Source organism: Amycolatopsis sp. NPDC058986, assembly GCF_042741125.1.
Lineage (GTDB): Bacteria > Actinomycetota > Actinomycetes > Mycobacteriales > Pseudonocardiaceae > Amycolatopsis.
Map to the genome: position 1 here is coordinate 16,724 of NZ_JBHYJW010000072.1, position 25,058 is coordinate 41,781.

At 69.8% G+C, this 25,058-nt stretch carries 24 protein-coding genes; 13 read left to right on the forward strand and 11 right to left on the reverse strand.

The window, feature by feature from the left end; genetic code table 11:
* The first annotated feature begins 8 nt into the window (after positions 1 to 8).
* Positions 9 to 2,417, forward strand: coding sequence for an ATP-binding protein (locus ACFW0G_RS39490; protein ID WP_378330643.1), 2,409 nt, complete (start codon positions 9 to 11; stop codon positions 2,415 to 2,417).
* A 105-nt stretch (positions 2,418 to 2,522) separates the two neighbouring features.
* Here the strand turns inward: ACFW0G_RS39490 and ACFW0G_RS39495 are convergent, their stop codons facing one another.
* Together ACFW0G_RS39495 and ACFW0G_RS39500 are read right to left on the reverse strand one after the other, a co-directional pair.
* A complete protein-coding gene (locus ACFW0G_RS39495) occupies positions 2,523 to 2,918 on the reverse strand; it encodes a rhodanese-like domain-containing protein (RefSeq protein ID WP_378330644.1) in 396 nt (131 codons plus the stop codon).
* Positions 2,915 to 3,460 (reverse strand): cysteine dioxygenase, encoded by a 546-nt coding sequence (locus ACFW0G_RS39500; protein WP_378330645.1) that lies wholly within the window; start codon positions 3,458 to 3,460, stop codon positions 2,915 to 2,917. The genes ACFW0G_RS39495 and ACFW0G_RS39500 overlap by 4 nt, the downstream gene beginning before the upstream one ends.
* A 332-nt stretch (positions 3,461 to 3,792) precedes the next feature.
* On the opposite strand from ACFW0G_RS39500, the gene ACFW0G_RS39505 reads away from it, so the two are divergent.
* From ACFW0G_RS39505 to ACFW0G_RS39530, 6 genes are all read left to right on the forward strand, one after another.
* Complete coding sequence (locus ACFW0G_RS39505) at positions 3,793 to 4,605, forward strand: ABC transporter ATP-binding protein (protein WP_378330646.1); 813 nt, start codon at positions 3,793 to 3,795, stop codon at positions 4,603 to 4,605.
* A gap of 56 nt (positions 4,606 to 4,661) precedes the next feature.
* Positions 4,662 to 5,441, forward strand: coding sequence for an enoyl-CoA hydratase/isomerase family protein (locus ACFW0G_RS39510; protein WP_378330647.1), 780 nt, complete (start codon positions 4,662 to 4,664; stop codon positions 5,439 to 5,441).
* Between the two features lie 4 nt (positions 5,442 to 5,445).
* The gene (locus ACFW0G_RS39515) at positions 5,446 to 6,426 is read left to right on the forward strand and encodes a class I SAM-dependent methyltransferase (protein WP_378330648.1); all 981 of its coding nucleotides are present in this window, start codon (positions 5,446 to 5,448) and stop codon (positions 6,424 to 6,426) included.
* A 3-nt stretch (positions 6,427 to 6,429) separates the two neighbouring features.
* The gene (locus ACFW0G_RS39520) at positions 6,430 to 7,605 is read left to right on the forward strand and encodes a class I SAM-dependent methyltransferase (protein ID WP_378330649.1); all 1,176 of its coding nucleotides are present in this window, start codon (positions 6,430 to 6,432) and stop codon (positions 7,603 to 7,605) included.
* Between the two features lie 67 nt (positions 7,606 to 7,672).
* Entirely contained in the window at positions 7,673 to 8,428 is a 756-nt protein-coding gene (locus ACFW0G_RS39525) for an HAD family acid phosphatase (protein ID WP_378330666.1), read from the forward strand.
* Positions 8,429 to 8,475: 47 nt separating this feature from the next.
* A complete protein-coding gene (locus ACFW0G_RS39530; protein ID WP_378330650.1) occupies positions 8,476 to 8,850 on the forward strand; it encodes a DUF427 domain-containing protein in 375 nt (124 codons plus the stop codon).
* 14 nt (positions 8,851 to 8,864) lie between these two features.
* Here ACFW0G_RS39530 and ACFW0G_RS39535 read toward each other — a convergent pair whose 3' ends face one another.
* Positions 8,865 to 9,833 (reverse strand): chitinase, encoded by a 969-nt coding sequence (locus ACFW0G_RS39535; protein WP_378330651.1) that lies wholly within the window; start codon positions 9,831 to 9,833, stop codon positions 8,865 to 8,867.
* A 252-nt stretch (positions 9,834 to 10,085) separates the two neighbouring features.
* Between ACFW0G_RS39535 and ACFW0G_RS39540 the strand changes: the two genes are divergently transcribed.
* Entirely contained in the window at positions 10,086 to 11,036 is a 951-nt protein-coding gene (locus ACFW0G_RS39540; RefSeq protein ID WP_378330652.1) for a hypothetical protein, read from the forward strand.
* Here the strand turns inward: ACFW0G_RS39540 and ACFW0G_RS39545 are convergent, their stop codons facing one another.
* Positions 11,037 to 11,756, reverse strand: coding sequence for a DUF2306 domain-containing protein (locus ACFW0G_RS39545; protein WP_378330653.1), 720 nt, complete (start codon positions 11,754 to 11,756; stop codon positions 11,037 to 11,039).
* Positions 11,757 to 11,942: 186 nt separating this feature from the next.
* Here ACFW0G_RS39545 and ACFW0G_RS39550 point away from each other — a divergent pair, with 186 nt between their 5' ends.
* Complete coding sequence (locus tag ACFW0G_RS39550; protein ID WP_378330654.1) at positions 11,943 to 12,839, forward strand: TetR/AcrR family transcriptional regulator C-terminal domain-containing protein; 897 nt, start codon at positions 11,943 to 11,945, stop codon at positions 12,837 to 12,839.
* 82 nt (positions 12,840 to 12,921) lie between these two features.
* On the opposite strand, the gene ACFW0G_RS39555 is transcribed toward ACFW0G_RS39550, so the two are convergent.
* The 5 genes from ACFW0G_RS39555 to ACFW0G_RS39575 form a co-directional block, all read right to left on the reverse strand.
* A complete protein-coding gene (locus ACFW0G_RS39555) occupies positions 12,922 to 14,385 on the reverse strand; it encodes an FAD-dependent monooxygenase (RefSeq protein ID WP_378330655.1) in 1,464 nt (487 codons plus the stop codon).
* A gap of 16 nt (positions 14,386 to 14,401) precedes the next feature.
* The gene (locus ACFW0G_RS39560; RefSeq protein WP_378330656.1) at positions 14,402 to 14,977 is read right to left on the reverse strand and encodes a PadR family transcriptional regulator; all 576 of its coding nucleotides are present in this window, start codon (positions 14,975 to 14,977) and stop codon (positions 14,402 to 14,404) included.
* Positions 14,978 to 15,022: 45 nt separating this feature from the next.
* Positions 15,023 to 16,846, reverse strand: coding sequence for an APC family permease (locus ACFW0G_RS39565; RefSeq protein WP_378330657.1), 1,824 nt, complete (start codon positions 16,844 to 16,846; stop codon positions 15,023 to 15,025).
* Positions 16,847 to 17,038: 192 nt separating this feature from the next.
* Positions 17,039 to 18,181, reverse strand: coding sequence for an epoxide hydrolase family protein (locus tag ACFW0G_RS39570; protein ID WP_378330658.1), 1,143 nt, complete (start codon positions 18,179 to 18,181; stop codon positions 17,039 to 17,041).
* 55 nt (positions 18,182 to 18,236) lie between these two features.
* Positions 18,237 to 19,622, reverse strand: coding sequence for an MFS transporter (locus tag ACFW0G_RS39575; RefSeq protein WP_378330659.1), 1,386 nt, complete (start codon positions 19,620 to 19,622; stop codon positions 18,237 to 18,239).
* Positions 19,623 to 19,713: 91 nt separating this feature from the next.
* Between ACFW0G_RS39575 and ACFW0G_RS39580 the strand changes: the two genes are divergently transcribed.
* Positions 19,714 to 20,676, forward strand: a complete 963-nt coding sequence (locus ACFW0G_RS39580; RefSeq protein WP_378330660.1) for an Lrp/AsnC family transcriptional regulator — start codon at positions 19,714 to 19,716, stop codon at positions 20,674 to 20,676.
* Positions 20,677 to 20,739: 63 nt separating this feature from the next.
* Here ACFW0G_RS39580 and ACFW0G_RS39585 read toward each other — a convergent pair whose 3' ends face one another.
* Positions 20,740 to 21,594, reverse strand: a complete 855-nt coding sequence (locus ACFW0G_RS39585; protein ID WP_378330661.1) for a LuxR C-terminal-related transcriptional regulator — start codon at positions 21,592 to 21,594, stop codon at positions 20,740 to 20,742.
* A gap of 113 nt (positions 21,595 to 21,707) precedes the next feature.
* Here ACFW0G_RS39585 and ACFW0G_RS39590 point away from each other — a divergent pair, with 113 nt between their 5' ends.
* Both ACFW0G_RS39590 and ACFW0G_RS39595 read left to right on the forward strand, forming a co-directional pair.
* Complete coding sequence (locus tag ACFW0G_RS39590) at positions 21,708 to 23,342, forward strand: AMP-binding protein (protein WP_378330662.1); 1,635 nt, start codon at positions 21,708 to 21,710, stop codon at positions 23,340 to 23,342.
* A 205-nt stretch (positions 23,343 to 23,547) separates the two neighbouring features.
* Positions 23,548 to 23,706: a hypothetical protein gene (locus ACFW0G_RS39595; RefSeq protein WP_378330663.1), complete on the forward strand. Its 159-nt coding sequence runs from the start codon at positions 23,548 to 23,550 to the stop codon at positions 23,704 to 23,706.
* 33 nt (positions 23,707 to 23,739) lie between these two features.
* Here ACFW0G_RS39595 and ACFW0G_RS39600 read toward each other — a convergent pair whose 3' ends face one another.
* Positions 23,740 to 24,225: a hypothetical protein gene (locus ACFW0G_RS39600; protein ID WP_378330664.1), complete on the reverse strand. Its 486-nt coding sequence runs from the start codon at positions 24,223 to 24,225 to the stop codon at positions 23,740 to 23,742.
* 293 nt (positions 24,226 to 24,518) lie between these two features.
* On the opposite strand from ACFW0G_RS39600, the gene ACFW0G_RS39605 reads away from it, so the two are divergent.
* The gene (locus ACFW0G_RS39605) at positions 24,519 to 24,917 is read left to right on the forward strand and encodes a hypothetical protein (RefSeq protein ID WP_378330665.1); all 399 of its coding nucleotides are present in this window, start codon (positions 24,519 to 24,521) and stop codon (positions 24,915 to 24,917) included.
* The last annotated feature ends 141 nt before the right edge of the window (positions 24,918 to 25,058 follow it).

Consider the following 25,058-nt stretch of genomic DNA (forward strand, 5'->3'; position numbering starts at 1 on the left):
CCGGGTTCATGCACACCGGAGATTCGGGTGACCGGAACGAAGAATCCGCGCAGGGCAATCGGTCCGAGGTTTTCGGGGCCGAGGCCGATATCGTGCAGGCGGGCGCCGTCCATGGCGGCGTCCACTTCCACGGCCCGAACAATCCATCGCGACAGGTGCCACGCCAGCTTCCCGGCGACGTGGGCGGTTTCGTCAACCGGTCCGGCGAACTGGCCCGCCTCGGCGAGGCGCTGGCCGCGCGCGGCGAACCCTCGGCCGTGGGCGTCTACATCATCACCGGCACGGCGGGCGTCGGCAAAACCTCGCTGGCGTTGCACTGGGCACACAGCGCGCGGCATCGCTTTCCCGACGGCCAGTTGTACGTGAACCTGCGCGGTTACGACCCCGGACCGCCGGTGTCGCCGGAACAGGCCCTCGATCGTTTTCTGCGTGCACTGGGCGTGCCGCCGGAAGCCATTCCCGCCGAGCGGGAGGACAAGGCGGCGCTGTATCGCTCCACGGTCGCGGAACGACAGGTGCTGATCGTCCTGGACAACGCCGCCACCGTCGGGCAGATCAGGCCGCTCCTGCCGGGAGACGCCGACTGCCTTGTCCTGGTGACGAGCCGCAATCGCCTGTCCGGGCTGGTCGCACGGGACGGCGCGCGGCGGCTCGCGCTGAACACACTGTCCGAAGTGGAATCCGTCGACCTGCTGCGCACGGTCACCGCGGGCTACCGCCGCGACGACGACCCGGCGGAGCTGGTCGAATTGGCGAGGTTGTGTGCCCGGTTGCCGCTCGCGCTGCGCATAGCGGCCGAGCGGGCTTCCAGCCGTCCGCTGATGCTGCTCGGCGAACTCATCGCCGACCTGCGCGACGAATCGGTGTTGTGGGACGCGCTCACCGCTGAGAACGACGAGGAATCCGACGCGGTGCGGACCGTGTTCGCGTGGTCGTACCGGGCCCTTCCCGAGGACGCGGCACGGATGTTCCGGCTGCTGGGCTTGCATCCGGGGCCGGAAGTCAGCAGCGCGGCCGCCGCCGCGCTGGCGGGCACCGGCATCGGGCAGGCACGATCGTTGCTGGACGCCCTCGTGGGGGCGCACATGCTCGAACAGCGTGCGCCGGGCCGGTACGAGTTCCACGATCTGCTGCGCGCGTATGCCACGGACCAGGCGATGCGGCAGGAGACCGCGGAAGCCCGGCGGGCGGCCGTGGAGCGGGTCGTGACCTGGTATGTGCGCACCGCGCGTGCCGCCGTCGCCGTCATCTGCCCACTGGATCGGGACGTGCTGGTGGATCCGCCTCCGGCGGACGTCGTTCCGCTGTCCTTCGCCGATTACGGTGCGGCTTTCCGGTGGTACGAGGAGGAACGCGCGAACTTCGTCGCCGCCACCCGCGCCGCGGCCGAGGCGGGGCTCCACCGGCTGGCCTGGCAGTTGCCCGCCGTGTTGTGGAGTGTGTACGCGTTGCAGAACCCGTTCGAGGACTGGATCGCCACGGGGCGCGTCGGCCTGGACTCCGCCCGGCACAACCACGATCGGTTCGGTGAGGCGCAGCTGCTGGCGAGTCTGGGGATGGCTTTCCTGCAGTCCCAGCAACTCGACCGGGCGGAGGAGTACCACCGGAGCGCGCTGGCCGTCCGTGCGGACATCGGTGATCGGCTCGGGGTCGCGATGTCGACCAACGACCTCGGCATCCTGGCGGACCGACGGCATCAGCTGCTGGATGCGCAGCGCTATTTCGCCGATTCCGTCGCCATCTTCCGGGAGCTCGGTGATCGGGCGAACCAGGCGTGGTTGCTGAGCAACCTGGGGATGGTCCAGTGTGATCTGGACCTGCCGGGGGAAGCCGTCGAGATGCTGCGGGAATCGGTGGCCGCTTCGCGAGAGGTCGGCGACCGCGCCGCGGAGAGCAATGCCCTGATGTCGCTCGCGATAGCGTATCGAGAACGAGGTCGGCTGACCGACGCCGATTCGGCCGTCGAAGCGGCGTTGGCTCTGGCACGCGAAGACAGCTATGTCGTTTTCGAGGCGGTCTGCTTCCTGGAAATGGCGCGGATCAGCCGTGCTCGCGGAAACCCCGCGGACGCCTTGACCTTCTACCAGAAGTCGGCGTCGATCCAGCGGCGTCTCGGTGACCGTAGCCGGGAAGCGAAGGCGCTGGACGGAACGGGCGAGGCCTACCAGGAAATGGGCCGGTACGACGAAGCGGCCAAATTCCACCGGCTCGCCGTCGCGTTCCACCGGGAACTCGGTGACCGGTGGCAACTCGCGCTCGCGCTCCACCATCTCGCCACCGCCCTGCGGAGTTCCGACGATCCGGCGCCCGCGCGAGCGCACTGGACCGAGGCGTCGGCCCTCCTGGCGGAGTTCGGTGATCCGAAAGCGGTCCGGATACGTGCTCGAGTCGACGAAATCCTGACCGGACACGGCTAAGCGACGCCTTCACGGCGTGCTGTGATGCCGGTAAGGCCACCTTGCAGGCGTCTGACGCCCTCAAGGTGGCCTTACCGGCACCTGAGTCCTTTGTGTACACAAGTCTCATGGCACGGCGGGGGTCCCGCCGGGACGTACCGGCAGGCCCGCCGCGCGCCACGCGCGGAAGCCACCGACGAGGTCCGTCGCGCGCGAGAGCCCGAGCCGCTGAAGGTCCGCGGCGGCCAGGCTGGAGGCGTAGCCCTCGTTGCACATCACGATCACCGGCAGCTCGGCGCGGACCTCGGGCAGCCGCCACTCGCTCGCCGGGTCGAGCCGCCATTCGAGGTGGATGCGTTCGACGATGACCGAGTCCGGGATCTCGCCCTCCGCGAGGCGGTTCGCGTGCGGGCGGATGTCGACGATCAGCGCGCCCTCGGCCTGGAGCCGCTGAGCCCGCTCCGGCTCCGCGCGATCCAGCACCGATCGCGCGGAGGCCAGGAGATCGTCGATACCCGTCACGGGCGCACCAGCGCGGGCAGCGGCGGGATCTCGCTCGGCACGTCGGCGAGCGTGGCGTATTCGCGGGTCGGCACCAGCGGCGGCGAGTAGGCGTGGACGCTGGCGGCCGGCGCGTCGCCGATGCCGGTGACCTGGTGGGCCCGCCCGGCGCCGAAGCCGAGGCCCTCGCCCGCGGTGTGGGTGCGGCGGCGGATCGGGCCGCCGGGGTAGCGGTACTCCTCGCCGAGTTCGCCCTGCAGCACGGTGAACGAGCCGGACGCGCCGCCGTGGTCGTGCGGCTTGGTGTGCTGGCCGGGCAGCCACGACAGCAGCCACAGCTCGACGCCGTCGGTCAGCGCGAGCCGCGCCCACCAGCGCTGCTCCTCGTCGAACCGCAGGAGCGACCGCAGGCCCGCGGTCAGCTCGGTGGTCACGGTGGTGGTCAGGTCCGCCAGCTCGCGCGGCGTCCACAACAGCCGCGTCGGGTGCAACAGCTCGGGCAGCAGCGGATCGGTCAGCTGGGGGTGGATTTCGACGTCGGGACGGACGATGGAGGTGGTCACGCGAGTGCTCCTTGGACTGGCTGCGGGCAGGCGTACGCGCGCGGCACGCGACCACTCGGCGGGCGAGAACCCGCGTCGAGGGGACGAACTCAGGCGTGCCGCGAGGCGGTACACCCGCAGGAGGCGACCAGGAGCAGGTCGATGGTCCGGCGGCGCCAGAACGAACCCCGGGTCACCGGGGCGGAAGGCGCGGTCGCGGACATGACCCGATCATGCCACAGCGCACGCGGGGCAGGCGGGATGTCCCAGTCGCTGGACGTCTCGACCAGGCATGGAGCGATCCACGACCGGGCGGGTGCGGACGCGCGCGCGAGGGCGGCCACAATGGGCGCGTGAGTGAGCCGATCCAGCCCAGCGACCTTGACGATCTCGTGGTGAGGATGGCCGGCGTCGGCGTGCGCCGAGGCGGCAACGACCTCCTCGCCGGCCTCGACTGGAATGTCGAACTGGACGAGCGGTGGGTGGTGCTCGGCCCGAACGGCGCCGGCAAGACGACCCTGCTCAGGCTGGCCGCGGCCGAGCTGCATCCGACCACCGGCACGGTCGATCTGCTCGGTGACCGGATCGGCAAGGTCAACATCTTCGAGCTGCGCCCGCGCATCGGCTTCACCTCGGCCGCGATCGCCCAGCGCGTGCCCGGCGACGAGAAGGTGCTCGACGTCGTCGTCAGCGCCGGGTACGCCGTCGTCGGCCGCTGGCGTGAGGCGTACGACACACTCGACACCGCCCGTGCCCAGGAACTGCTGAACGTGCTCGGCATCGGGCAGCTCGCCGAGCGCACCTTCGGCACGTTGTCCGAGGGCGAGCGCAAGCGGGCGCTGATCGCGCGTTCGCTGATGACCGACCCGGAGATGCTGCTGCTCGACGAGCCCGCCGCCGGGCTCGACCTCGGCGGCCGCGAGGACCTGGTCGCGCGGCTGTCGGCGCTGGCGCTCGACCCGGAGGCCCCGGCGATGGTGCTGGTCACCCACCACGTCGAGGAGATCCCGCCCGGCTTCACCCACGCGCTGCTCCTGCGGGAGGGCCACGCCGTCGTCTCCGGGCTCGTCGAGGACGTCGTGACCAGCGAAAACCTGTCGAAGACGTTCGACCAGGACCTGATTCTCCAGCGTTCGGGTGACCGCTTCTTCGCCCGCCGACGGTAGGTTGAGCCTTACCGGTCGGTAGCCTGCTGGCAGATCGTCAACGAGGAGGATGTGGCGTGGGAGAGTTCGTAACCCTGGAGGTCGAGGACGGGGTCGGCACGATCCGGCTGAACCGGCCGCCGGTCAATGCCCTGAATGCCCAGCTGACCGGCGAGCTCGCCGACGCCGCGCGTGAGGCGACCGATCGCGACGACGTCCGCGCGGTGATCCTCTACGGCGGCGAGAAGACCTTCGCCGGGGGCGCGGACATCAAGGAGATGGCCACCCGGACCTACCCGGAGATCGCGAAGTTCGGCACCGCGCTGACCAACTCGCTCGCGCTCATCGCGTCGATCCCGAAGCCGGTCGTCGCCGCGATCACCGGTTACGCGCTCGGCGGCGGCCTCGAACTCGCCCTCACCGCGGACTGGCGGGTCGCCGGCGACAACGTCAAGGTCGGCCAGCCGGAGATCCAGCTCGGCGTCATTCCCGGCGCCGGGGGCACGCAGCGGCTCGCGCGGCTCATCGGCCCGAGCAAGACCAAGGACCTCGTGTTCACCGGCCGGTTCGTGAAGGCCGACGAGGCGCTGTCGCTGGGCATCCTCGACAAGGTCGTCGCGCCGGACGACGTCTACACCGAGGCGCACAAGTGGGCGGCGCAGTTCGCGCACGGCCCGGCCGTCGCGCTGCGCGCCGCGAAAGCCGCGATCGACGGCGGTCTCGACACCGACCTCGGCAACGCGCTCAAGCTCGAATCGAACCTGTTCGCAGCGCTCTGGGCGACCGAGGACCAGAAGAACGGCATGAAGTCGTTCATCGAGAACGGCCCCGGCAAGGCCACCTTCGAAGGGAAGTAGTGCCTTGACCGACACCGCCGACAAGGCCGTCAGCGACCCGGCACCGAATCCGCACGCCAGCGCCGAGGAGGTCCAGGCGGCCTACGCCGACCCCAAGCTGGCGAACGTGCTCTACCACGACTGGGAAGCCGGGACCTACGACGAAAAGTGGTCCATCTCCTACGACGAGCGCTGCATTTCCTACGCCACCGACGTGTTCAACGCGGTCGCGGGCGAGGATGGCCAGCCGTATCCGACGGCGATGGAACTGGGCAGCGGCACCGGGTTCTTCCTGCTGAACCTGATGCAGGGCGGCGTGATCAAGAAGGGCTCGGTCACCGACCTCTCGCCCGGCATGGTGCAGGTCGCGTTGCGCAACGCCGAGAACCTGGGCTTGGACGTCGACGGCCGCGTCGCCGACGCCGAGCGCATTCCCTACGACGACAACACGTTCGACCTGGTCGTCGGGCACGCGGTGCTGCACCACATCCCGGACGTCCGCGCGGCGTTCGCCGAGGTGCTGCGGGTGCTCAAGCCGGGAGGGCGGTTCGTGTTCGCGGGCGAGCCGACGAAGGTCGGCGACTTCTACGCGCGCAAGCTCGGGCAGGTCACCTGGTTCCTCACCACGAACCTGACGAAGCTGCCCGCGCTGTCCGGCTGGCGGCGTCCGCAGTCCGAATTGGACGAATCCTCGCGGGCGGCGGCGCTGGAGGCCGTGGTCGACATCCACACCTTCGATCCGTCGGAGCTGGAGTCGATGGCCCGCGGTGCCGGGGCACAGGACGTCCGCGCGGTCACCGAGGAGTTCGCCGCCGCGCTGACCGGCTGGCCGATCCGGACCTTCGAGGCCGCCGTGCCGCAGGAGAAACTGACGCTGCGCTGGCGCCTGTTCGCGTACCGCCTGTGGCTGCGGCTGTCCGCTTTGGACAAGAAGCTGCTCTCCAAGGTGTTGCCGCGTGAGCTGTTCTACAACGTGATGATCACCGGGACGAAGCGTCCTTCGTAGTAGATGGCCTATGGATTCACTCTCGACGACGTCGCCTTCCTGCGCTCCGGCGCGGGGAGCGCGGCGCTCGCCGAATGTGCTTCACTGCCGCTGACGGATTCCTCGCGGCTTGCCGACGTCGCCTTCGTGCGCAGGGCGGTGGGGGAGCGGTACGCGGGTGCGGTGCTGGAAACCTTGGTGCTGCGCCGGAAATCCACATCCAAAGTGGACGCTGCCGCTGATTGGTTGTTCACTTCGGACGCTTTGCAGCAGGCGAGCGCTTCCGCCGTGGCGCGGCATCGGGCGTCCCGGTTGGACGGTCGTGACGTCCACGACGTGACGTGCTCGGTGGGCGCGGACCTGATCGAGATCTCGCGGGTGGCACGACGCGCGCTGGGGTCCGATGTGGACCCCGTGCGGCTGGTGATGGCCCGGCACAACGCTCGATCCGCCGGGGTCGCGCCGGGCCTGGTGATGGCCGACGCGCTGTGCCCGGTGAGCCGCGACGCCGTGGTGGTCGCCGATCCGGCGCGGCGCGATTCCGCCGGTCGCCGGTCGTGGAAACCGGCGGACTTCCTGCCCCCACTGGACGATCTCGTCGCGGCGTATCCCGGCAGGCCACTGTCGGTGAAATGCGCGCCCGGTCTCGACTTCGCGATAGCGCCGTGGGCCTCGGAGATCGAACTGGTCTCTTTGGACGGTCAGGTCCGGGAAGCCTGCCTGTGGCGTGGGCTGGATTCCGGGGCCTCGCGCCGGGCGACGGTGTTGCGTTCGGACGGAACACAGTGGACGGTCACCGACGCGGAACCGGACGAACTGCCTCAGCGGGAACCAGGGGAGTGGATCATCGATCCCGACGGCGCGGTGGTGCGTGCCGGACTGGTACGGCATTACGCGGCCCGGCACGGACTCTGGCAGCTCGATGAGCGGATCGCCTACCTCACCGGCGACACCCCGCCGTCCGGCGTACGGGCGTTCCGGGTGCTGGAACACGGGCCGTACCAGGAGAAAGCGCTGCGGACCGTCCTCAAGCGACACGACGTCGGCAGGCTGGAAATCCTCGTGCGTGGCCTCGACGTCGATCCGGACGCGCTGCGTCGCAGGCTGAAACCCCGTGGCGCGGCCGAGGCCTCGGTGGTGCTCACCCGGATCGGCCGGTCCCCGGTCGCCTTTCTGTGCCGCGCCGAGCGGGTTCCGTAGTACGTTCTCCCGGTCAGCGTCACACCGAGGGCGTCACACTGGGAGGAAAGCCGTGTTCAGAAGCCGCATGACCGGTCTCGTCAAGCTCGCCGCCGCGGCGGCCGTCGGAGCCACGATCGCCGGCGGGGCCTCCGCGCTCGCCGGGCAGGACGACGCGAGCGCCGCCCGTGCCAAGGAACCCGCCAACATCGGACAGGTCAAGAACGACGTCAAGGCGTACTACGGTGACTACCTCGACGCCGCGGGCAAGCACCACTACTCCGACACCAGCCGCTTCGTGTCCGACACGAAGCGAGTCGTCGAGAATGCCAAGCGCTATCTGTCGCGGCGGCTGGCCGACCAGGTGAAGAACCCGGCGATCGTGTTCGACGTCGACGACACCGCCGAGATCACCTACGGCTGGGAGGCCGACAACGACTTCGGCTTCGACCCTGTCAAACAACAGCAGGCGATCGACAACGGGACGTTCGGCCCGAACAAGCCGGTTCTGGAGCTGGCGAACTGGGCGGCCCAGCGCGGCGTCAAGATCTACTTCCTGACCGGGCGCAACGAGTTCCAGGGCCCGCAGTCGCTCAAGAACCTGGCGAACGAGGGCTACCCGGCCCCGGCGGGCGCGTTCTTCAAGCCGAAGAAGACGGCGCCCGACTACCTGCCGTGCGGCCTGAACTGCAACACCGTCCAGTACAAATCCGGGACTCGCGCGCACATCGCGTCCACCGGGGCGAACATCGTGCTGAACTTCGGCGACCAGTTCAGCGACCTCGAGGGCGGGTACGCCGAACGGCCGGTCAAGCTGCCGAACCCGATGTACTACCTGCCCTGAGCCGGGCCGCCGGGAATAACCGGCCGGGCCCGGGCGCTGCGTGTGGTATGGCGCACAAAGAGGTACAGATTCCCGGGCCCGGTCATCCGATCACGGTCGAGCCGAACCCCGGCCGGGTCGTCGTGACCGTGGGCGGGCGCGTGGTCGCCGACAGCGGCAACGCGCTGACGCTACGCGAGGCGACCATTCCGCCGGTGCAGTACATCCCTCGCGAGGACGTCGACTTCAGCGTGCTGGAGCGGACCGAGCACACGACGTACTGCCCCTTCAAGGGCGACGCCGCGTATTACAGCTTCTCCGCCGACGGTGAATCGGTGGAGAACGGCGTCTGGACGTACGAGGCGCCGTACGACGCTGTCGCCCCGATCAAGGACCACGTCGCCTTCTACGCCACCAAGTTCACCATCGCCGAACACGCCTGAGCGGACCTTTGCCGTCAGCCGTGGTAGGCGGCGAAGATCTTGGCGAACTCGTAGGGTGACTGCGGGACGTTGGTGCAGCGGTACAGCGCGCCGGTGCAGGCGTTGGCGTCGCGGCCCTGCTCCCAGAACGACAGCATGCCCAGGTGCACGCTCTGCGCGAAGGACACCAGCGCGCGGGCGTCCTTCTGGTAGAAGATCTCGTTCTGCGAGTCGTTGACGCCGAGCATCGGGGTCACGCCGATCTTCTGCCACGCCGCCTCGTCCGGCAGCCCGAGCACCGACTTGACCTGCGCCTGCGTGGCCTTCGCCGCCGAGATCGCCTTCGCGCCCTGGTCGCCGGGGCCCTGGTAGTAGTCCATCGCCATGACGTTGACCATGTCCAGGTCGACGCCGGCGTTCTTGGCCGCGGCGACGACGTTGACGCCGTCGGTGGTGAGGCCGCTCGGCAGTACGGGCAGCGTCAGCGAGATCTTGAGCCCGGGGTTGTTCTGCTGCACGATCTTCAACGCCTGTGAGCGACGCTGCACCGACGTGGGGTCGGCCACCGCCGCGCCCTCGATGTCCATGTCGATGTACTTGGCGCTGTAGGCCTTAACCACCGCGTCGTACTCGGCGGCCAAAGTGGACACATCGCCGCACGCCTGCGCGAGTTCGATCCCGGACGCGCCGCCGAAAGCGATCTTCACGTCGCCGCCCGCCGACCGGATCTTGCCGATCTCGTCGGCCTGCCACTTGGTCCGCGGGTCGTAGGCGGCGAACCAGCTCGCCTTGCAGCCGTACGACGTGACGAAGCCGAGGGTGAAGCTCTTGACGCCGCTCGCTGCGGACATCCCGGACATGCTGGGCGTCGGCCACGCGCCCATGTCGATGTAGGGGGCGACCGGCAGGTTCGCGGCGGGTGCCGCGGTCGCGGGGGCGGCGACGGCGCCGAGCGCGAGCGCTCCGGCGAGGGCGGCCAACAGGGGACGAGGGGACAGACGCATCGGGGGACCTCCACAACGGTGTGGGGAAACGCTTCCAATTGGTATAGACCAATAGGTGAGAAACTGCCATAGGCCATTCGGATGCAGTCAGCCGGTCACGGAAAATCCGGGGTATCGAGGACGGAACCTGTCCGCTGTCGCGCGGCGATTTGTGGCCGATTGTCCGGCGGCCGACGAAAGTCGTTGGTACCTTGCGGGAACCGGGCGGGAGCGGGGGAAGTCCCAGCCGGGAACCACGACTGAGGGAGCAGCATGAGGACTTCGCTGAGGAACGCCGTCGTCGCCGCGATGAGCGGGGCGGTCGTGCTCGCCACGGCCACGGCCGCGGTGGCGACCCCGGCCGCGGACGTGGCGGCGGAAGCCATCACGTGCGACAGCAAGGCCAGCGGCAAGGACGGGCCGTTCTACAACGGGCCGTCGGCGTCCTACGCCTACGACAAGCGGTTCGGCATCGGGCCGTCCGTGCCGGGGCTGGACACGCACACCCCGCAGGGGATCGCGGCGTGGAACAACTGGGACGGCGCGAGCGATCTGCTGCTCGTGACGTCCTATCAGGACGGTAAGGACGCGCACATCGTCGGGATCGACCCGAAGAGCGGCAAGCACATCGGCACGGTCGCCATCGCCGAATCGCACGTCGGCGGGATCGCCGTGGTCCGCGACTGGGCGTTCGTGCAGGGTGCGGGCAGCACGATCCGCAAGTACAAGCTGTCGGCGTTGAAAACCGCGATGAAGGCGGGCGGCGTCCCGTACCTGAAGCAGGACGGCGAGGCTCGCGATGTCTACGCCGCTTCGTTCATCTCCAGCTACGGGAACGACCTGTACGCGGGCAAGTTCAACGACAAGGGCCGGGACAAGATGTACCGGTACACCGTCGGTGCGGACGGTGCGCTGACCACGCAGGAAGGCGCGTACGAGGTGCCGATGAAGACGCAGGGCCTGATGGTGACCAAGGACCACTTCGTCTACAGCACCTCGTACGGCAACGACAACCGCAGCAATCTCTATGTGGTCAACGCCGGCGCCCGTGACCTGGACAAGGGATCGCCGCGCTGCTTCCGCTCGCCGAGCATGTCCGAGGGTATCGCCGCGTACGACGGTTACGCCTACGTCGTCTACGAATCCGGCTCCGCGAAGTACGTCAAGGAGCACCCGCGGAACGTGATCCAGAACCTGCACAAGGGCAAGATCTCGACGCTCTAGCTAGTTCGCGGCAGGGGTGCGCACGCGTTTGCGGCCCTTGCCGCGTTCGGTCAGCCAGAACTCCGCGATCAGCAGCGGGAGCGTCCAGCCGATCCAGGTCGTGATCCCGGCGATGGTGAAGCCCAAAGCCGCTTCGCTCCCGCCGAACGTCGTCTCCAGCTGGGGTGCGAGCACCATGCCCCAGATCGGCGCCCAGAGCCGGTTGGTGATGATCGACATCGTCAGCGCGAAGCTGCGGATCATCCAGCGCCGGTGATCGCCGAAGCGCCGGGCGCGGGCCGCGCGGTAACCCTTGACCGTGAAGAACAGCCACAGCAGGGCGAAGATCGTGTTGCTGACCGCGGCCACCGGGCCGACCGGCATCGCGCTCGCGATGATCACTGCGGCGACCCCGGCCGGGAGTACGCCGCCGAAGACGTAGACCCGGCCGATCCTGCGGTGGGCCACGGGATGCCGCTGCCGCAGCCACGGCCATATCTGCAGCGCGCACGTCACCATCGCGATCGACGCGAACCCGATGTGGGTCACCAGCATCGGGTAGTACCAGCCGACCCCCGGCGGCGGTGGCACCCGCGACTCCGCCACGTCGAGGCCGAGGTAGGGCGGCAGCGAATAGACGAGGAAGACGGCCACGACGAAGCCGAGCGGCGCGACCCACGGCCGCTTCCACCACGGTTTCGCCTGCTTCGAGCGGACGGCCGGTTCCTGGGTGATGGTCATCTGATCCCCCTGTTCTCTTCGCGTGCGATACGCCGTACGCGCTGTTGGCAAAGCTAGCGATCACGCGCGAATGTCGGCAACTAGCTGGGGATAATCTCGGGGCGTACCCTGAAACCGTACTAGCGGGATCGAGTACTTCGGCCCGGTAACCGTACTAGTGCACTAGTACGGTTTGGGGAGGCGAGGATGACGCCGTATCAGCGGATCGTGGCGGACGTCCAGCGGCGGATCACCGACGGCGAACTGCGCGCGGGGGAGCGGGTGCCCTCGACGCGGGCGCTGGTGCGCGACTGGGGCGTCGCGATGGCCACGGCGTCGAAAGCGCTTTCCATGCTGCGTCAGGAAGGCTGGATCCGCACGGTGCCCGGCAGCGGCTCGGTGGTGAACGAGCGGCGGGGCGGTCCGGCGTCGCCGGAGGAACCGCCGACCTCGACGCTGGGCCGGGAACGTCTCGTGGCGGCGGCGATCCGGCTGGCCGACACCGAGGGCAGGGCGGCGCTGTCGATGCGCAGGCTCGCCGCGGAACTCGGCGTCGGCCCGATGTCGCTGTACCGGCATGTGCCGGACAAGGAGGAACTGCTGCGGCTGATGGCCGACGCCTCGTTCGGTGCCGAGGAACTGCCGGAGCCGGGGCCGCGGCAGTGGCGGACCCGGCTGGAATTCGGCGCGCGGGTGCAGTGGCGGGCCTACCGGCGGCATCCGTGGCTCGCGCCGGTCCTGCTCAACTCGCTCGTGCGGCCGCCGGTGATCCCCAGCGCGCTGAAGCACGTCGACTGGTCGCTGCGCGCGCTGTCCGATACCGCGCTGGACCGCCGGACGCGGCTGCACGTCATCGTCACGTTGAACGGCTACATCGGCGGGATCGCGGCGACCAACGCCTACGAGGTCGAGTCCGAACAGGACACCGGCATCAGCGGCACCCAGCGGCTGGCGGCGGACATGACGCTGCTGGAGGAGTTGCTGGCCTCCGGCCGCTACCCGACTCTCGCCACCGAGATGGTGGACATCGAACTGGACAGCCTCGACGAAATCTTCGAGTTCGGCCTGAGCCTCCAGCTCGACGGCATCGCCCGCCTCCTCTGATCTCGGCGATCTCACGTGATTGGGCGCGTAACTCACGTGATGGGGCCGAGATCTCGCGTGATTGAGTGGAGAACTCGCGTGATCAGGCGGGGGCCCAGGTGGTGAGGGCTAAGGGGAGGGTGGGGTCGGTGGTGGGGGTGGTGCTGAGCCAGGCGGTGTGGCCGTCGGGGCGGAGGAGGGCGGCGCGGAGGTCGGGCTCGGCGGGGCAGCGGGCGGCGTAGGTGTCCACTGTGGACGAATAGGGGGCGAAGGCGTGGTCGGGGGTCAGGTCAAGGAGGACGGGGCGGGCGGGGTGGAGCAGCGTGGCGAGGCGGGTTTCGCCGGTGGACGTCGTGAGCGGGACGTCGGGGGCGAGACGGCCCAGCCAGGGGTGATCGCCGGACACCACGGTCTCGTATCGCGCGTCGAGTCCCACGATGACCTCGGTGAACGCGCGGTTTCCCGCCGGATGCCGGGCGATCCTGCTCAGGAGGTTCTTCACCGGGTCGTCGGTTTCGCTCAGCTCGCCCAGCAGCATCTGCGCGCGGGTGTTCGCGAGGATCCGTTCGCCCGCCGCGTGCCGTTCGGTGTGGTAGGTGTCGAGCAGATGCGCGGGCGCGGTGCCGCGCACAGTGGCGGCGAGTTTCCAGCCGAGGTTCACCGCGTCGTCGAGCGCCACGTTGACGCCGATCGCGCCGGACGGCGGATGGATGTGCGCGGCGTCCCCTGCCAGTAGCACCCGCCCCTCCCGATACCGCGCCGCCAGCCTCGCGGCGTCGCCGAAGCGGGTCATCCAGCGCGGCGCTCGCAGCTCGACGTGCCTGCCGATCGCCGCGTCGACCTGTGCCTGCAGGACTTCGAGGGTGACCGGGGTGTCCTTGTCCTCGGGCGGATTCTCGTCCCTGGTCACGATCCGCACGTACCCCGGCCGCGGGATGACGAACACGCTGCCGCCGTCCGGCCCGTGCGTGACGCCGAGCGGCAGGTCGTCGAGATCGATCTCGACGTCGCCGAGCAGCGCGTACGTCGTGGCCGCGGTGCCGGGGAAGGCGATCCCGGTCTGCTTGCGGACGACGCTCCGGCTCCCGTCGCAGCCGACAAGGAACCCCGCGCGGATCTCGCGCTCGCCGTGTCCGGTGTGGACGGTCGCGGTGACGCCGGTGCCGTCCTGGGTGAAGACGCGGAGTTCGTGGCCGCGCAGGATCTCCGCGCCCAGCCCGGCGGCGTGTTCCTCCAGGTACTCCTCGACCCGGGACTGCGGAATCCCGAGCGTGAACGGATGATCGGTGGTGGTCCCGGCGAGCAGGAGCATCGTGTCGATCCCGCCGACGGCGGCGTTCGGCACGCGACGACCTTCGGCGATCAGGGCGTCGGCGAGCCCGCGCCGCGCGAGGAGGTCGAGCGAGCGGGCGTTGAGGTTGAACCCGCGGCAGTAGCCCGGCCGCTCGGGATGACGTTCGACGATGATCACGTCGACACCGGCCAGCCGCAGTTCGACGGCGAGCATCAGCCCGGCCGGACCGGCGCCCGCGATCAGCACGTCCGTCTGAAGTGGACTCGAAGGCATGAGAATCCCCTGTGTGTCAATGAGTTTCGGGCCATGGAAGCGATCCGTCGCGGATCTCGGCGATCGTCCGCCGCGTCCAGTCCAGTTCCGCTTGCCAGGCGTGCCGGACGTACTCGACCTCGATCATGAACAGCCGGGGCATCCCGGCGCCGCTCGTCTCGTCCAGCGCCGTGGCCGCGCCCTCGATGCGCTCGGTCAGGTGCCGCGCGCGTTCTTCGAGCGCGTCGGCGGCCCGTTCGGGGCCGAGCGCGCCGAGGTAGGACACCGCGGCGACGAACTTCGGGTACTCCGCGACCGGCTCGCGGATCAGTTCGTCGAGCCAGCGCACGAACTCGTCCTGGCCGAGTTCGGTGTGCGCGTAGACCGTGCGCTCCGGGCGGTTGCCCTCGCGCACGGTCTCCACTGGCTCGATCCAGCCGTGCCGGACCAGTGATTCGACGGTGTCGTACAGCGTCCCCGTGGTGATCTTGAAACTCGTGTCCTTATTGCGTTCGCGCAGCGTGGACGCCATTTCGTACGGGTGCATCGGCTTCTCGACGAGCAGCCCGAGCAGGGCGAGCGCCAGGGTGTTCCGGATCTTGCGCGTGGCCATGATGAGTTAGTCGCTCCCTATTAGTCGGAAGCGACTATACGCGTACTAGTCCATGTCGATGCACACGTGCGGGGTCAGCCGGAACCGCATCCGGCACACCACCGCGTCGGAATGCCGCCGCAACGCGCGGGAGAGCACGGCCCCGCGCTGGTTCTGCAACACGCGCTGCCACAGGTGTTCCGGCTCGACCTCGGCGATGAGCACGAACGCGTGGCAGTCGCCGATCCCGCGCAGGTACTCGACCAGCGGCTCGCCGAGCCGGCGGCGTTCGTCGTAGAGCTGCACGAGCGGGACGTCCGGATGCCAGCGATCCCAGTCCTCGACGAGCTTCTTCGCCGCGGCCTCCTCACCGGGATGGGTCACCGTGACGGCCTCGACGCGGTCGCCGAGCGACAGCGCGGCCGCGAGCGCGTCGCGGGTCAGCCGGGTCACCGAATGGACGGGCACGATCACCCTGGCGCGGTGCGGGCGCGGCGGAGCCGGTGTGCGGCCGAGTTCGAGACTTTCCCCGATACGGCGGTAAGTCCGGTGCACCCACTCCATGAGCAGGACGAGCGCGGGCAGCGTGACGACGATCAGCCAGCCGCCTTCGCCGAACTTCGTGGCCGTGACGACGACCGCCGCGATCGCGGTGAGCGCCGCGCCGAACCCGTTGATGAACACCTTCCCGTGCCAGCCGGCGGGGCGGGTCCGCCGCCAGTGCCGGACCATGCCGATCTGCGACAGCGTGAACCCGACGAACACGCCGATCGCGAAGAGCGGGACGAGGGTGTTCATCTGGCCGTCGGAAATGATCAGCAGCAGGGCCGAGGTGATCGCGAGGAACCCGATGCCGTAGCGGTGCACCTGACGTTCGGCGCGGAGCGCGAACACGTGCGGCAGGTTGTTGTGCTCCGCGAGCAACTGCGCCAGCACGGGCAGTCCGCCGAACGAGGTGTTCGCGGCCAGCGCGAGCAGGACGACGGTGGAGAACTGGACGACGTAGAAACCGAAACCGTTGCCCAGCGCGGCACCCGTGACCTGCGAGAGCACGGTCACGCCGTCGACCGGCTGGATCGAGAACTTCTCGATCAGGATCGCGATGCCGATGAGCATCACCGCGAGCAGCCCGCCGAGCGCGACCTCGGCCGTCTGCGCGCGTTTCACCCTCGGCTTGCGGAACGACGGGACGGCGTTGGCGATCGCCTCGACGCCGGTCAGCGCCGAGCAGCCGTTCGCGAAAGCCTTGAGCAGCAACAGGATTCCGACTGTTTCGAGGCTCTGGGCGTGGGCAGGGGCCGCCGCGAGCGCCGTGGCGGGGTCGGTGCGGATCAGGCCGACCACGACGACCACCAGGATCGCGCCGACGTAGATCGCGGTGGGCACCACGAACGCCCGCGCGCTGTTCGCGATGCCGCGCAGGTTGATCCCGGTCACCAGCGCCAGCACGCCGAGGCACAGCCAAACGGTGTAGGGCAGCAGTTGCGGGAAGGCCGACGTCAGCGCCGCGACCCCGGCGGCCACCGAGACCGCGACGTTGAGGACGTAGTCGACGATCAACGACGCGGCCGCGACCAGCGATGCCCGCCTGCCCAGGTACTCGCGGCTGACGCCGTACGCGCCGCCGCCGTTCGGGAACGCCGCTATGACCTGCCGGTAGGACAGCGTCAGCACCGCCAGCAGCAGCGCGATCGCGAGCGTGACCGGGAGGGTGAAGCCGAGCCCGGTCCCGCCCGCGACGGCCAGCACGAGCACGATCGCTTCGGGTCCGTACGCCACGGATGCCATGGCGTCGAGGGAAAGCGCGGCGAGCCCGCCGATCACGGACAGGCGATGCCGGTCTTCGTTCTTGCCGCCCGTGGTGCGGGCGGGGCTGAGAGTGGTGGTCACGGCCCCAGGCTGCGGTCACGCCGTCCCCGCGCCGCCGCGTTCCTACGGCCTCTTAACGCGCTTCCGGCCGATCACCACGACGCACTGACGCTTTGGTGACACACCTCTCGCGCCCGGGCCCGAAATGCCGTTAAGGCCACCTTACGGGCGTCAGACGCCTGCAAGGTGGCCTTAACGGCATGGGGCCGCCGCTCAGTGCACGGTGCGGAAGAAGGTGCGGATGTCGGACACCAGGAGGTCCGGGGCCTGCAAGGAGGCGAAGTGGCCGCCGGTGTCGTAGCGCGTCCAGTGCGTGATGGTGTTCGACAGTTCGGCAAGCCCGCGGATCGCGCCGTCGCCGAGGAAGTTGGCGACGCCGGTCGGGACCGGAGAAGGCTGCGGACGTACGCCCCAGGCCTCCTTTCCGCCTTCGAGGTACAGCCGCGCTGCCGAACCGGTGGTCTGGGTCAACCAGAAGATCGAGACGTCGGTGAGGATGGCGTCGCGGTCGACCGGGGGTTGCTTGGTCTGCGCGGGATCCCAGTCCACGAACCATTCCAGGTTCCACGCGAGCTGACCGGCGGGCGAGTCGTTGAGCGCGTACGCCAGCGTCTGCGGCCGCGTCGACATCTGGGTCGCGTAGCCGGAATGCTGCATCCACAGCATGCTCTGGTGTTCCGCCAGTTCGCGTTCGGCGTCGGAGAGCATCGACAGATCGTCCGGGTCTGTCGACACCGACGCGTCGGCGAGCGCGTTGACGTGCACGCCGAGGACGCGATCCGGCGCGATCCGGCCGATCGCCGGGGAAACGATGCTGCCGAAGTCGCCGCCCTGCGCGCCGAACCGTTCGTAGCCGAGGCGGGTCATCAGTTCGAGCCACGCGCGGGCGATGCGGCTGACACCCCAGCCGGTTTCCTTGGTCGGTCCGGAAAACGCGAAGCCGGGCACGGAAGGCGCGACGACGTGGAAGGCGTCGGCCGGGTCACCGCCGAATTCGCGAGGATTCGTGAGCGGGCCGAGGATGTCGAGGAAGTCGTACACGGTGCTCGGCCAGCCGTGGGTGATCAGCAGCGGTGTCGCGTCCGGTTCGGGGGAGCGGACGTGCAGGAAGTGGACGTTCTGCCCGTCGATCTCCGTGGTGAACTGCGGGACGGCGTTGAGCCGCGCTTCGTGGCGGCGCCAGTCGTAGCCGGTGCGCCAGTACTCGACGAGGTCCCGCAAGTAGTCCTCGTTCACCCCGTACGACCAGCCGATGCCGGGGATTTCGCCGGGCCAGCGGGTGTGGGCGAGACGGTCGGCGAGCTCGTCGAGATCGGCCTGCGGGACGTCGATGCGGAAGGGTTGTGGTGCGGTCATGCGGGCCACTCTGCCGGGCATATAGGCCACTTAATGGCCGCAATCGACGGGAGGTTCATCGGCGCCTCAGCATCGGACGGGTCAGCGCCAGGACGAGCGCGAGCATCCCGAGCGAGATCCCCAGTGCGAGCCGGGTCCCGCCGACGCCGTCGAGGTGGAAGAACGCCGCGCCGAGCACGGCGACCCCGGCCGTGGCGCCGAACTGCTGGGCGGCGTTGAGCAGCCCGGACGCGGATCCGGTCTCGTGATGGTCCACACGGGACAGTGCGTTGGTGAAGAACGGGACGGTGAACATCCCGAGCCCGACGCCCGAAACCAGCAGCGGCCACAGCAATACCGGCCACGGCGCGTCGACGAGCACCACCGTCCCGGCCAGCCCGGCCACGAGGACGAGCAGGGCGACACGCATCACCCGTGCGCCGAAGCGGGGGACGAGGTACCGGCCGGTGCACCACGAGCCGATCCCCAGCCCCGCCGACCACGGCAGCATGCCCAGCCCCGCGCCCAGCGCGCCGGTCCGGCCGCCGAGCTGGAAGAACACCACGAGGACGAACATCAGACCGTTCATCACCGCGAAGAACAGCAATGAGGACACCAGCGAAGCGGGGAAAACGCGGTCGCGGAACAGGCCCGGCTCGACCAGCGGGCTGCCGCCGCGACGGGCCTTTCCGGTCTGGTGCCGTACGAACACCGCGAACAACGCGACGCCCGCCAGCAGGCACAGCCAGGTCCACGGCGCCCAGCCCGCGTCGTTGCCCTGCACCAGCGGGTAGATCATCAGGCCGGTCGACACGGCCGCGAGTGCCGTGCCCGCGACGTCGAGCCGCGGCCGCATGGGGGAGCGGTCCTCCAGGACGAGCGGGGTGGCCAGCAGGACGAGCAGGCCCAGCGGCACGTTGACCAGGAACACCGCGCGCCAGCCCGAACCGAGGATGTCGGCGTCGGTGAGCGCGCCGCCGAGAACAGGGCCGCACACCGAAGCCAGCGCCATCACTGGTCCGATCGTGCCCAGCGCCTTCGCCCGCTCCGCGCCATCGAACATCGCGCGGATCAGCCCGAACGTCTGCGGGATGATCAGCGCCGCGCTCGCGCCCTGGACCGCGCGGGCCGCGAGCAGGAATCCGATGCCAGGGGCGAACGCGCACAGCGCCGAGCACACGACGAACGCGGCTGTACCGAGGACGAACGCGCGGCGGCGGCCGAGGATGTCGCCGATCCGCCCGCCGGTGATCAGCAGCACCGCGAACGGACACGTGTAGCCCGCGCTCACCCATTGCAGCTGACCGTCGGAGACGCCCAGATCGGCGCGGATGGCGGGCGAGGCGACCTGCGTGATCGTGGCGTCGAGCAGGTTCATGGCCTCCGCGAGGAGGAGCGCCGAGAGCGCGAGCCATCGGCCCCGATGCGGCGGGGCCACGGTGGAGGTGTACTGAACGGTCATATCCGTGAAGGTAGAAAAGCGCTGCGATTCGATCCATCTACTGCGCAGCTTCCGACGGATAGTTCCATGCGAGAGCGGCTACGATCGGAATATGCCACTGGACGACCTCGACCGCGCGCTGGTCCATGCCCTGCACCTCGACGGCCGGGCGGCGTTCAACCACGTCGCGGAGGTGCTCGGGACGTCCCAGCAGACCGTCGCGCGCCGCTATCGGAGGCTGCGGGCCGACGGGACGCTCCGCGTCGTCGGGATGACCGATCCGCGACGGCTGGGCCAGGTCGAATGGTTCGTCCGGCTGCGCTGCACGCCCGACGCGGCCTTGAAGGTGGCGAACGCGCTGACCCGCCGCGACGACACCCGCTGGGTGCAGCTCACCTCCGGCGGCACGGAGATCGTCTGTGTCATCCGCTCCCTGGGGCCGGACGCGCCGGAATCCCTGCTGCTGCAAGAACTTCCCCGGACTCCGCGGGTCGTCGCGGTCTCCGCCCACTGTCTACTGAGGACGTTCGTCGGCGGGCCGGTCGGCTGGGACGGGCGCGCGGCGGCGCTCACGCCGGAGCAGATCGATCGGCTCACCCCGGAGCCGCCGGATCCTTCCGGTGAGCCGCTCGATCCGGCCGACATCGCGGCCGACGAGCCCCTGCTCGGTCTGCTGCGTCAGGACGGCCGCATGTCCTTCGCCGATCTTGCCGTGGCCACGGGCTGGGCCGAGGCGACCGTGCGCCGCCGGGTCCATCGGCTGCGGCGGGCCGGGGTGCTCTACTTCGACATGGACATGGACCCGGCGTTGCTGGGATTCCACGCGCAGGCCGTGCTGTGGCTCTCGGTGCGGCCGACGCGACTGGTCGAAGTCGCCGAAGCCCTTGCGGGACACCAGGAAGCCGCGTTCGCCGCGGCGACGACCGGGCCGAGCAACCTGATCGTCAAGGTGCTCTGCCGCGACGTCGAGGCGTTGTACACCTACCTCACCGAGCGGGTCGGCGGCATCGACGCCATCGACCACCTCGAAACCGCCCCGGTCATCCGCACCCTCAAACGCGCCGCCACCTCGTGATCAGGCCGCGGTCTCGTGTGTTCGAGGGGCGGGCTCGCGTGATTGAGCGGAGATCTCGCGTGATCAGGGGAGGAGGCCGGCGCGGCGGGCGGCGTTGACGGCCTGGAGCCTGGTGTGGCAGTCGAGTTTGCACATGGCGCCACGCAGGTAGCTCTTGACCGTCTCGGCGCCGATGGACAACGTCGTGGCGATCTCGGCGTTGGTCTGGCCCGCGGCGACGCAGGCGAGGACGTCGAGTTCGCGTACGGACAGCGAAGGCGCCGCGCCGTCCGGGGGTGTCGCGGCTTCGGCGAGGGTCGCCGTGACGGCGTCGATCCGCTCGCGCAGCGCCTCGTCGGTGACTTCGCGGCTGAGCAGCCGCAGTTCGGCGTGGCCTCGCCGGATCGTCTCCCGTTCGGCCGACGCGCTGTCGGCGGCCATCCCGGCCAAGTGCTGGGGCGCGGTGAGCAGCGCCAGGCGGCGTTCCACCTCGTCGCGGACGGCGAGTTCCTGTTCCAGGTCACGGGCGGCCTGGGCGACCGCGTCGATCGCCGGATCGCCGAACCGCACCGCCTCCCGGACCGCGCCGTAGAGCACCGCGCGTACGGAGCGGCGCACGATCACCGGCACGGCGAGGGCGGACCGCACACCTTCCGCGCGGACCGCGTGGTCGAAGTGGTGACTGATGGAGTCGCTGGCGTGGTAGTCGGTGACGGCCACCGGGCGCCGCGCCGCGATCGCCTGGCCGCCCAGCCCGCGGCCTTCGGCCACGACGAGCCCGCGCAGGGAGTTGGTCGCGGTGCCCACGAGTTCGCTCATCCGCAGCTCGGAGCCGCCGACGACCACACCGCCGAACGCGAGCGGCAGCCGCGCGGAGGTCCGGACCGTGCCGAGGGCACGACGGACTTCGGCGCTGTCGGCCGGCTCCGGTGTCGGCATGCGCGCATCACCCCTGTTCGGGGGTAGTCGGCGGGTAACGGACCCCCCGATAGTACGACCACCTGCGGCAACGTGGCCCCGGCACGCTGCCCACGACCTCGTCGGAGCGACTCATGACCTCACCGGAGCAGACCGCGCTGGACCTGTTGGCCGTCTACGGCGCGCCCGGCGCCAGCGCTCTCGACCTGCTGTGCCGCCGTCATCCGGCCGACGCGGTCGCCTTCACGGTCATCGAAGCGGATCTGAGCAGCCGTGACCTGACCTTCGGCGAGCTGGACGAGGCCTCGGGCCGGTTCGCCGCCGCGCTGGCCGCCCGCGGGATCGGTCCCGGCGACCGGGTCGCGACGCTGATGGGCAAGTCCGCCGAACTCGTCGTCGCGCTGCTCGGGATCTGGCGGCTCGGCGCGGTCCAGGTGCCGCTGTTCACCGCGTTCGCCCCGCCCGCGATCGCCCTGCGCATCACCGGGAACGGCACCAAGGCCGTCGTCGTCGACCCGTCGCAGCGGGCGAAACTCGAGCCGGGCGAAGACATCCCGGCCGACGCCGGTTGGCTGGTCATCACCACCGGCGAGGCGAGCGGCGGCGATCTGGCGTTCGCGGATCTGCTCGCCGAGGACTCACCGGTCCCGGACCCGGTCGCCGCCGGCGGCGAGGGCACGTTGATCGAGCTGTTCACCTCCGGTACCACCGGGACGCCGAAAGCGGTCCCGGTCCCGGTGCGCGGTCTCGCCGGAATCCATGCCTACCAGCAGTTCGGCCTCGACCACACCGACGACGACGTGTTCTGGAACGCCGCCGATCCCGGCTGGGCGTACGGGCTCTACTACGCGATCGCCGGGCCGCTGGCCACCGGCAGGCGCAGCCTCCTGCTGCACGCGGGCTTCTCGCCGGACCTGACCTGGCAGGTGCTGACGCGTTTCCGCGTCACCAACTTCACCGCGGGGCCGACGGTTTACCGGGCGCTGCGCAATTCCGGGGCCGAGGTGCCGGACGGCCTGCGGCTGCGGCATTGTTCGTCGGCGGGCGAGCCGCTGACCCCGGACGTGATCAGCTGGGCACTCGACACGTTCGGCATCCCCGTGCGGGACCACTACGGGCAGACCGAGACCGGGATGATGGTCGGCAACGCCTGGCACCCCGACCTCGTCGCCGAGATCAGGCCCGGCTCGATGGGCCGTCCGCTGCCCGGGTTCGCCGTCGAGGTGCTGAAGTCCGGCACCGACGAGATCGCCGAGCCCGGCGAGGCCGGCAGGGTAGCCGTGGACCTCACGCGCAGCACGCTGATGCCGTTTTCCGGGTACCGCAACGCGCCCGGGCGCAGCGCCGAACGGTTCAGCGAGGACCGTCGCTGGTACTACACCGGTGACGTCGCGGCCAAGAGCGCCGACGGCTATCTCACCTTCGGCTCGCGCGACGACGACGTGATCCTCATGGCGGGGTACCGGATCGGTCCGTTCGAGGTGGAAAGCGCGCTGGTGCAACACCCTTCCGTCGCCGAGGCCGCCGTCATCGGCACTCCGGACGCGCTCCGGGGCGAGGTCGTGGTGGCGTATGTCGTCGTCCGTGACGGTGTCGAAACCGGGGACGAGCTCACCGAGGAGCTGAAGCAGCTCGTGAAAGCCCGGCTGGCCGCGCACGTCTATCCCCGCGAAGTGCACTACGTGACCGAGCTGCCGAAGACGCCGAGCGGGAAGACCCAGCGCTTTCTGCTGCGGGAGCGGGCGCGGGAAGCCACGACGACCGCCTGACCCCGTGGTTTCGCTTTGTCCGGTGCCGGACAATGCATTACCCGGCCCCGGACAAAGCGCCGCGTGCCGATCTTGCACGCGGATTGCGTATCGCGTTTCTCCTGAATCGGTCACAGGGAAATAACGAATACGCGTGGACGACGACAACCCTAAGTCTTTCCCAAGTTTTCCCGCCGGGTATGGGAAGCGGACCTACACTTGCGCAATGAAGATCGCCCTGTGGATCGGATTGTGCGGGCTGTGCCTGACAGCCGGCCACGTGATCTTGGGCGGGCTCGGGATTCTGCTGCTGCTCGGGAGTATCCCGATTCGCCGCGCCGGGGAACGTGGAGCCGGGGAAAGAGAGCTCGTTCTGCACCGCTGAGTGGTGCGGGACCGGGGGAAAATCGCGCGGAAATCAGCCGGTGAACCAGTGGTAGAACCGGCCGAGGTAGTCCCAGATCGTCGGACTCGGGCTGGGCGCCGGTTCCGTCGCGGCAGGCGGCGGGGGAGTGGTCGCCGACGTGCCGGGCGGCGGCAGCAGGAGCCCGGGGGACGTCGCCGGGCCGGTGCTGGACGGCGACGAGCTGGTCGTGCCGTTGAGGGTGGCCGTCGCGGCGCCGGACGGGAGCGGGGCCGCCGTGAACGTCGTCGTCATCGGCGTCGTGGTGGACACGGTTTCGGTGGCGGGCGCGGAAGAAGGCGTGGGCCGCGCCGGGACGGGTGAAAGCGTGAACGTCGCGGCCGAGGCGGGTTCCGTCGCCGAGCCCGCCGGCGGCAGGCGATCGGCCGCGGGCGCGCTCACCGTGATGTGGTGTTCCGCCGGGGTCAGCAGCGGGACGGCGGCGCCACCCGCGACCACGAGCAGGGACGCGGTGAGCATGCACCGGCGAACGACGTTCACCCGCGGTCCCGGTTTCCTGTGGCGAGGCATGCGTGCCATCGGCTGACCTCCACCTCGTGACGCGGAGCACACGTTCGGCTCCGGCCGGATACTACGAACAGCGGACGTGGTTGTAAACCCGCGGGAGGCACGTGACTTCGGTGCGTGACCGCCGGCGGCGGGCCGTGGTGGCCGCGTCGCCCGGATGACCTGGCCGGCCGGTGTTTCGCGAGGCGGGGGCGGGGTACCCGACGGCCACGAGCGCGGCCCGGCAAGTCCACAGTGGATGGTGGTCGCGAGGAAGAAGGTCGACGATGACGCATTCGGAACCTTATGAGCGCCTCACCCCGGCCGAGGAGGAAGAGGTGGTGGAACGCGTCCACCCCCGGGTGCGGATCGTCCGCACCCTCAACGCGGTGATCCGGGTGATCTGCGTGCTGTTCGCGCTGATTCTCGCCCTGCACATCGTGCTGGTCTACGCCGACGCCAACCCGGCCAACACTTTCGCCCGCTTCATCGACACCTGGTCCGGCTCGGTGTCCCTCGGCCTGCGCGATCTGTTCACCCCTGGTGACGCCAAGTTGCGCACGCTCGTCAACGAGGGGCTCGCCGCGGTGGTGTGGCTGGTGATCGGCATGATCCTGGCCCATCTCATCGCCCGGATCGGGCTGCCAGGGCCGCGGCGGATCTGGCATCGCCGCGCGGTGCACTGACGATCCGCCGCACCACCGGTCTCGCGCCGTCCGGTGCCGGCTGCCCCCCCCCGGACCCGCCGGCGCCCCCCGCCCGGGGCGGGGGCTTATAAAAAAAAACCACCCCCCCCGACAACGAACAAACAAGGTTTGGGGGTGGTG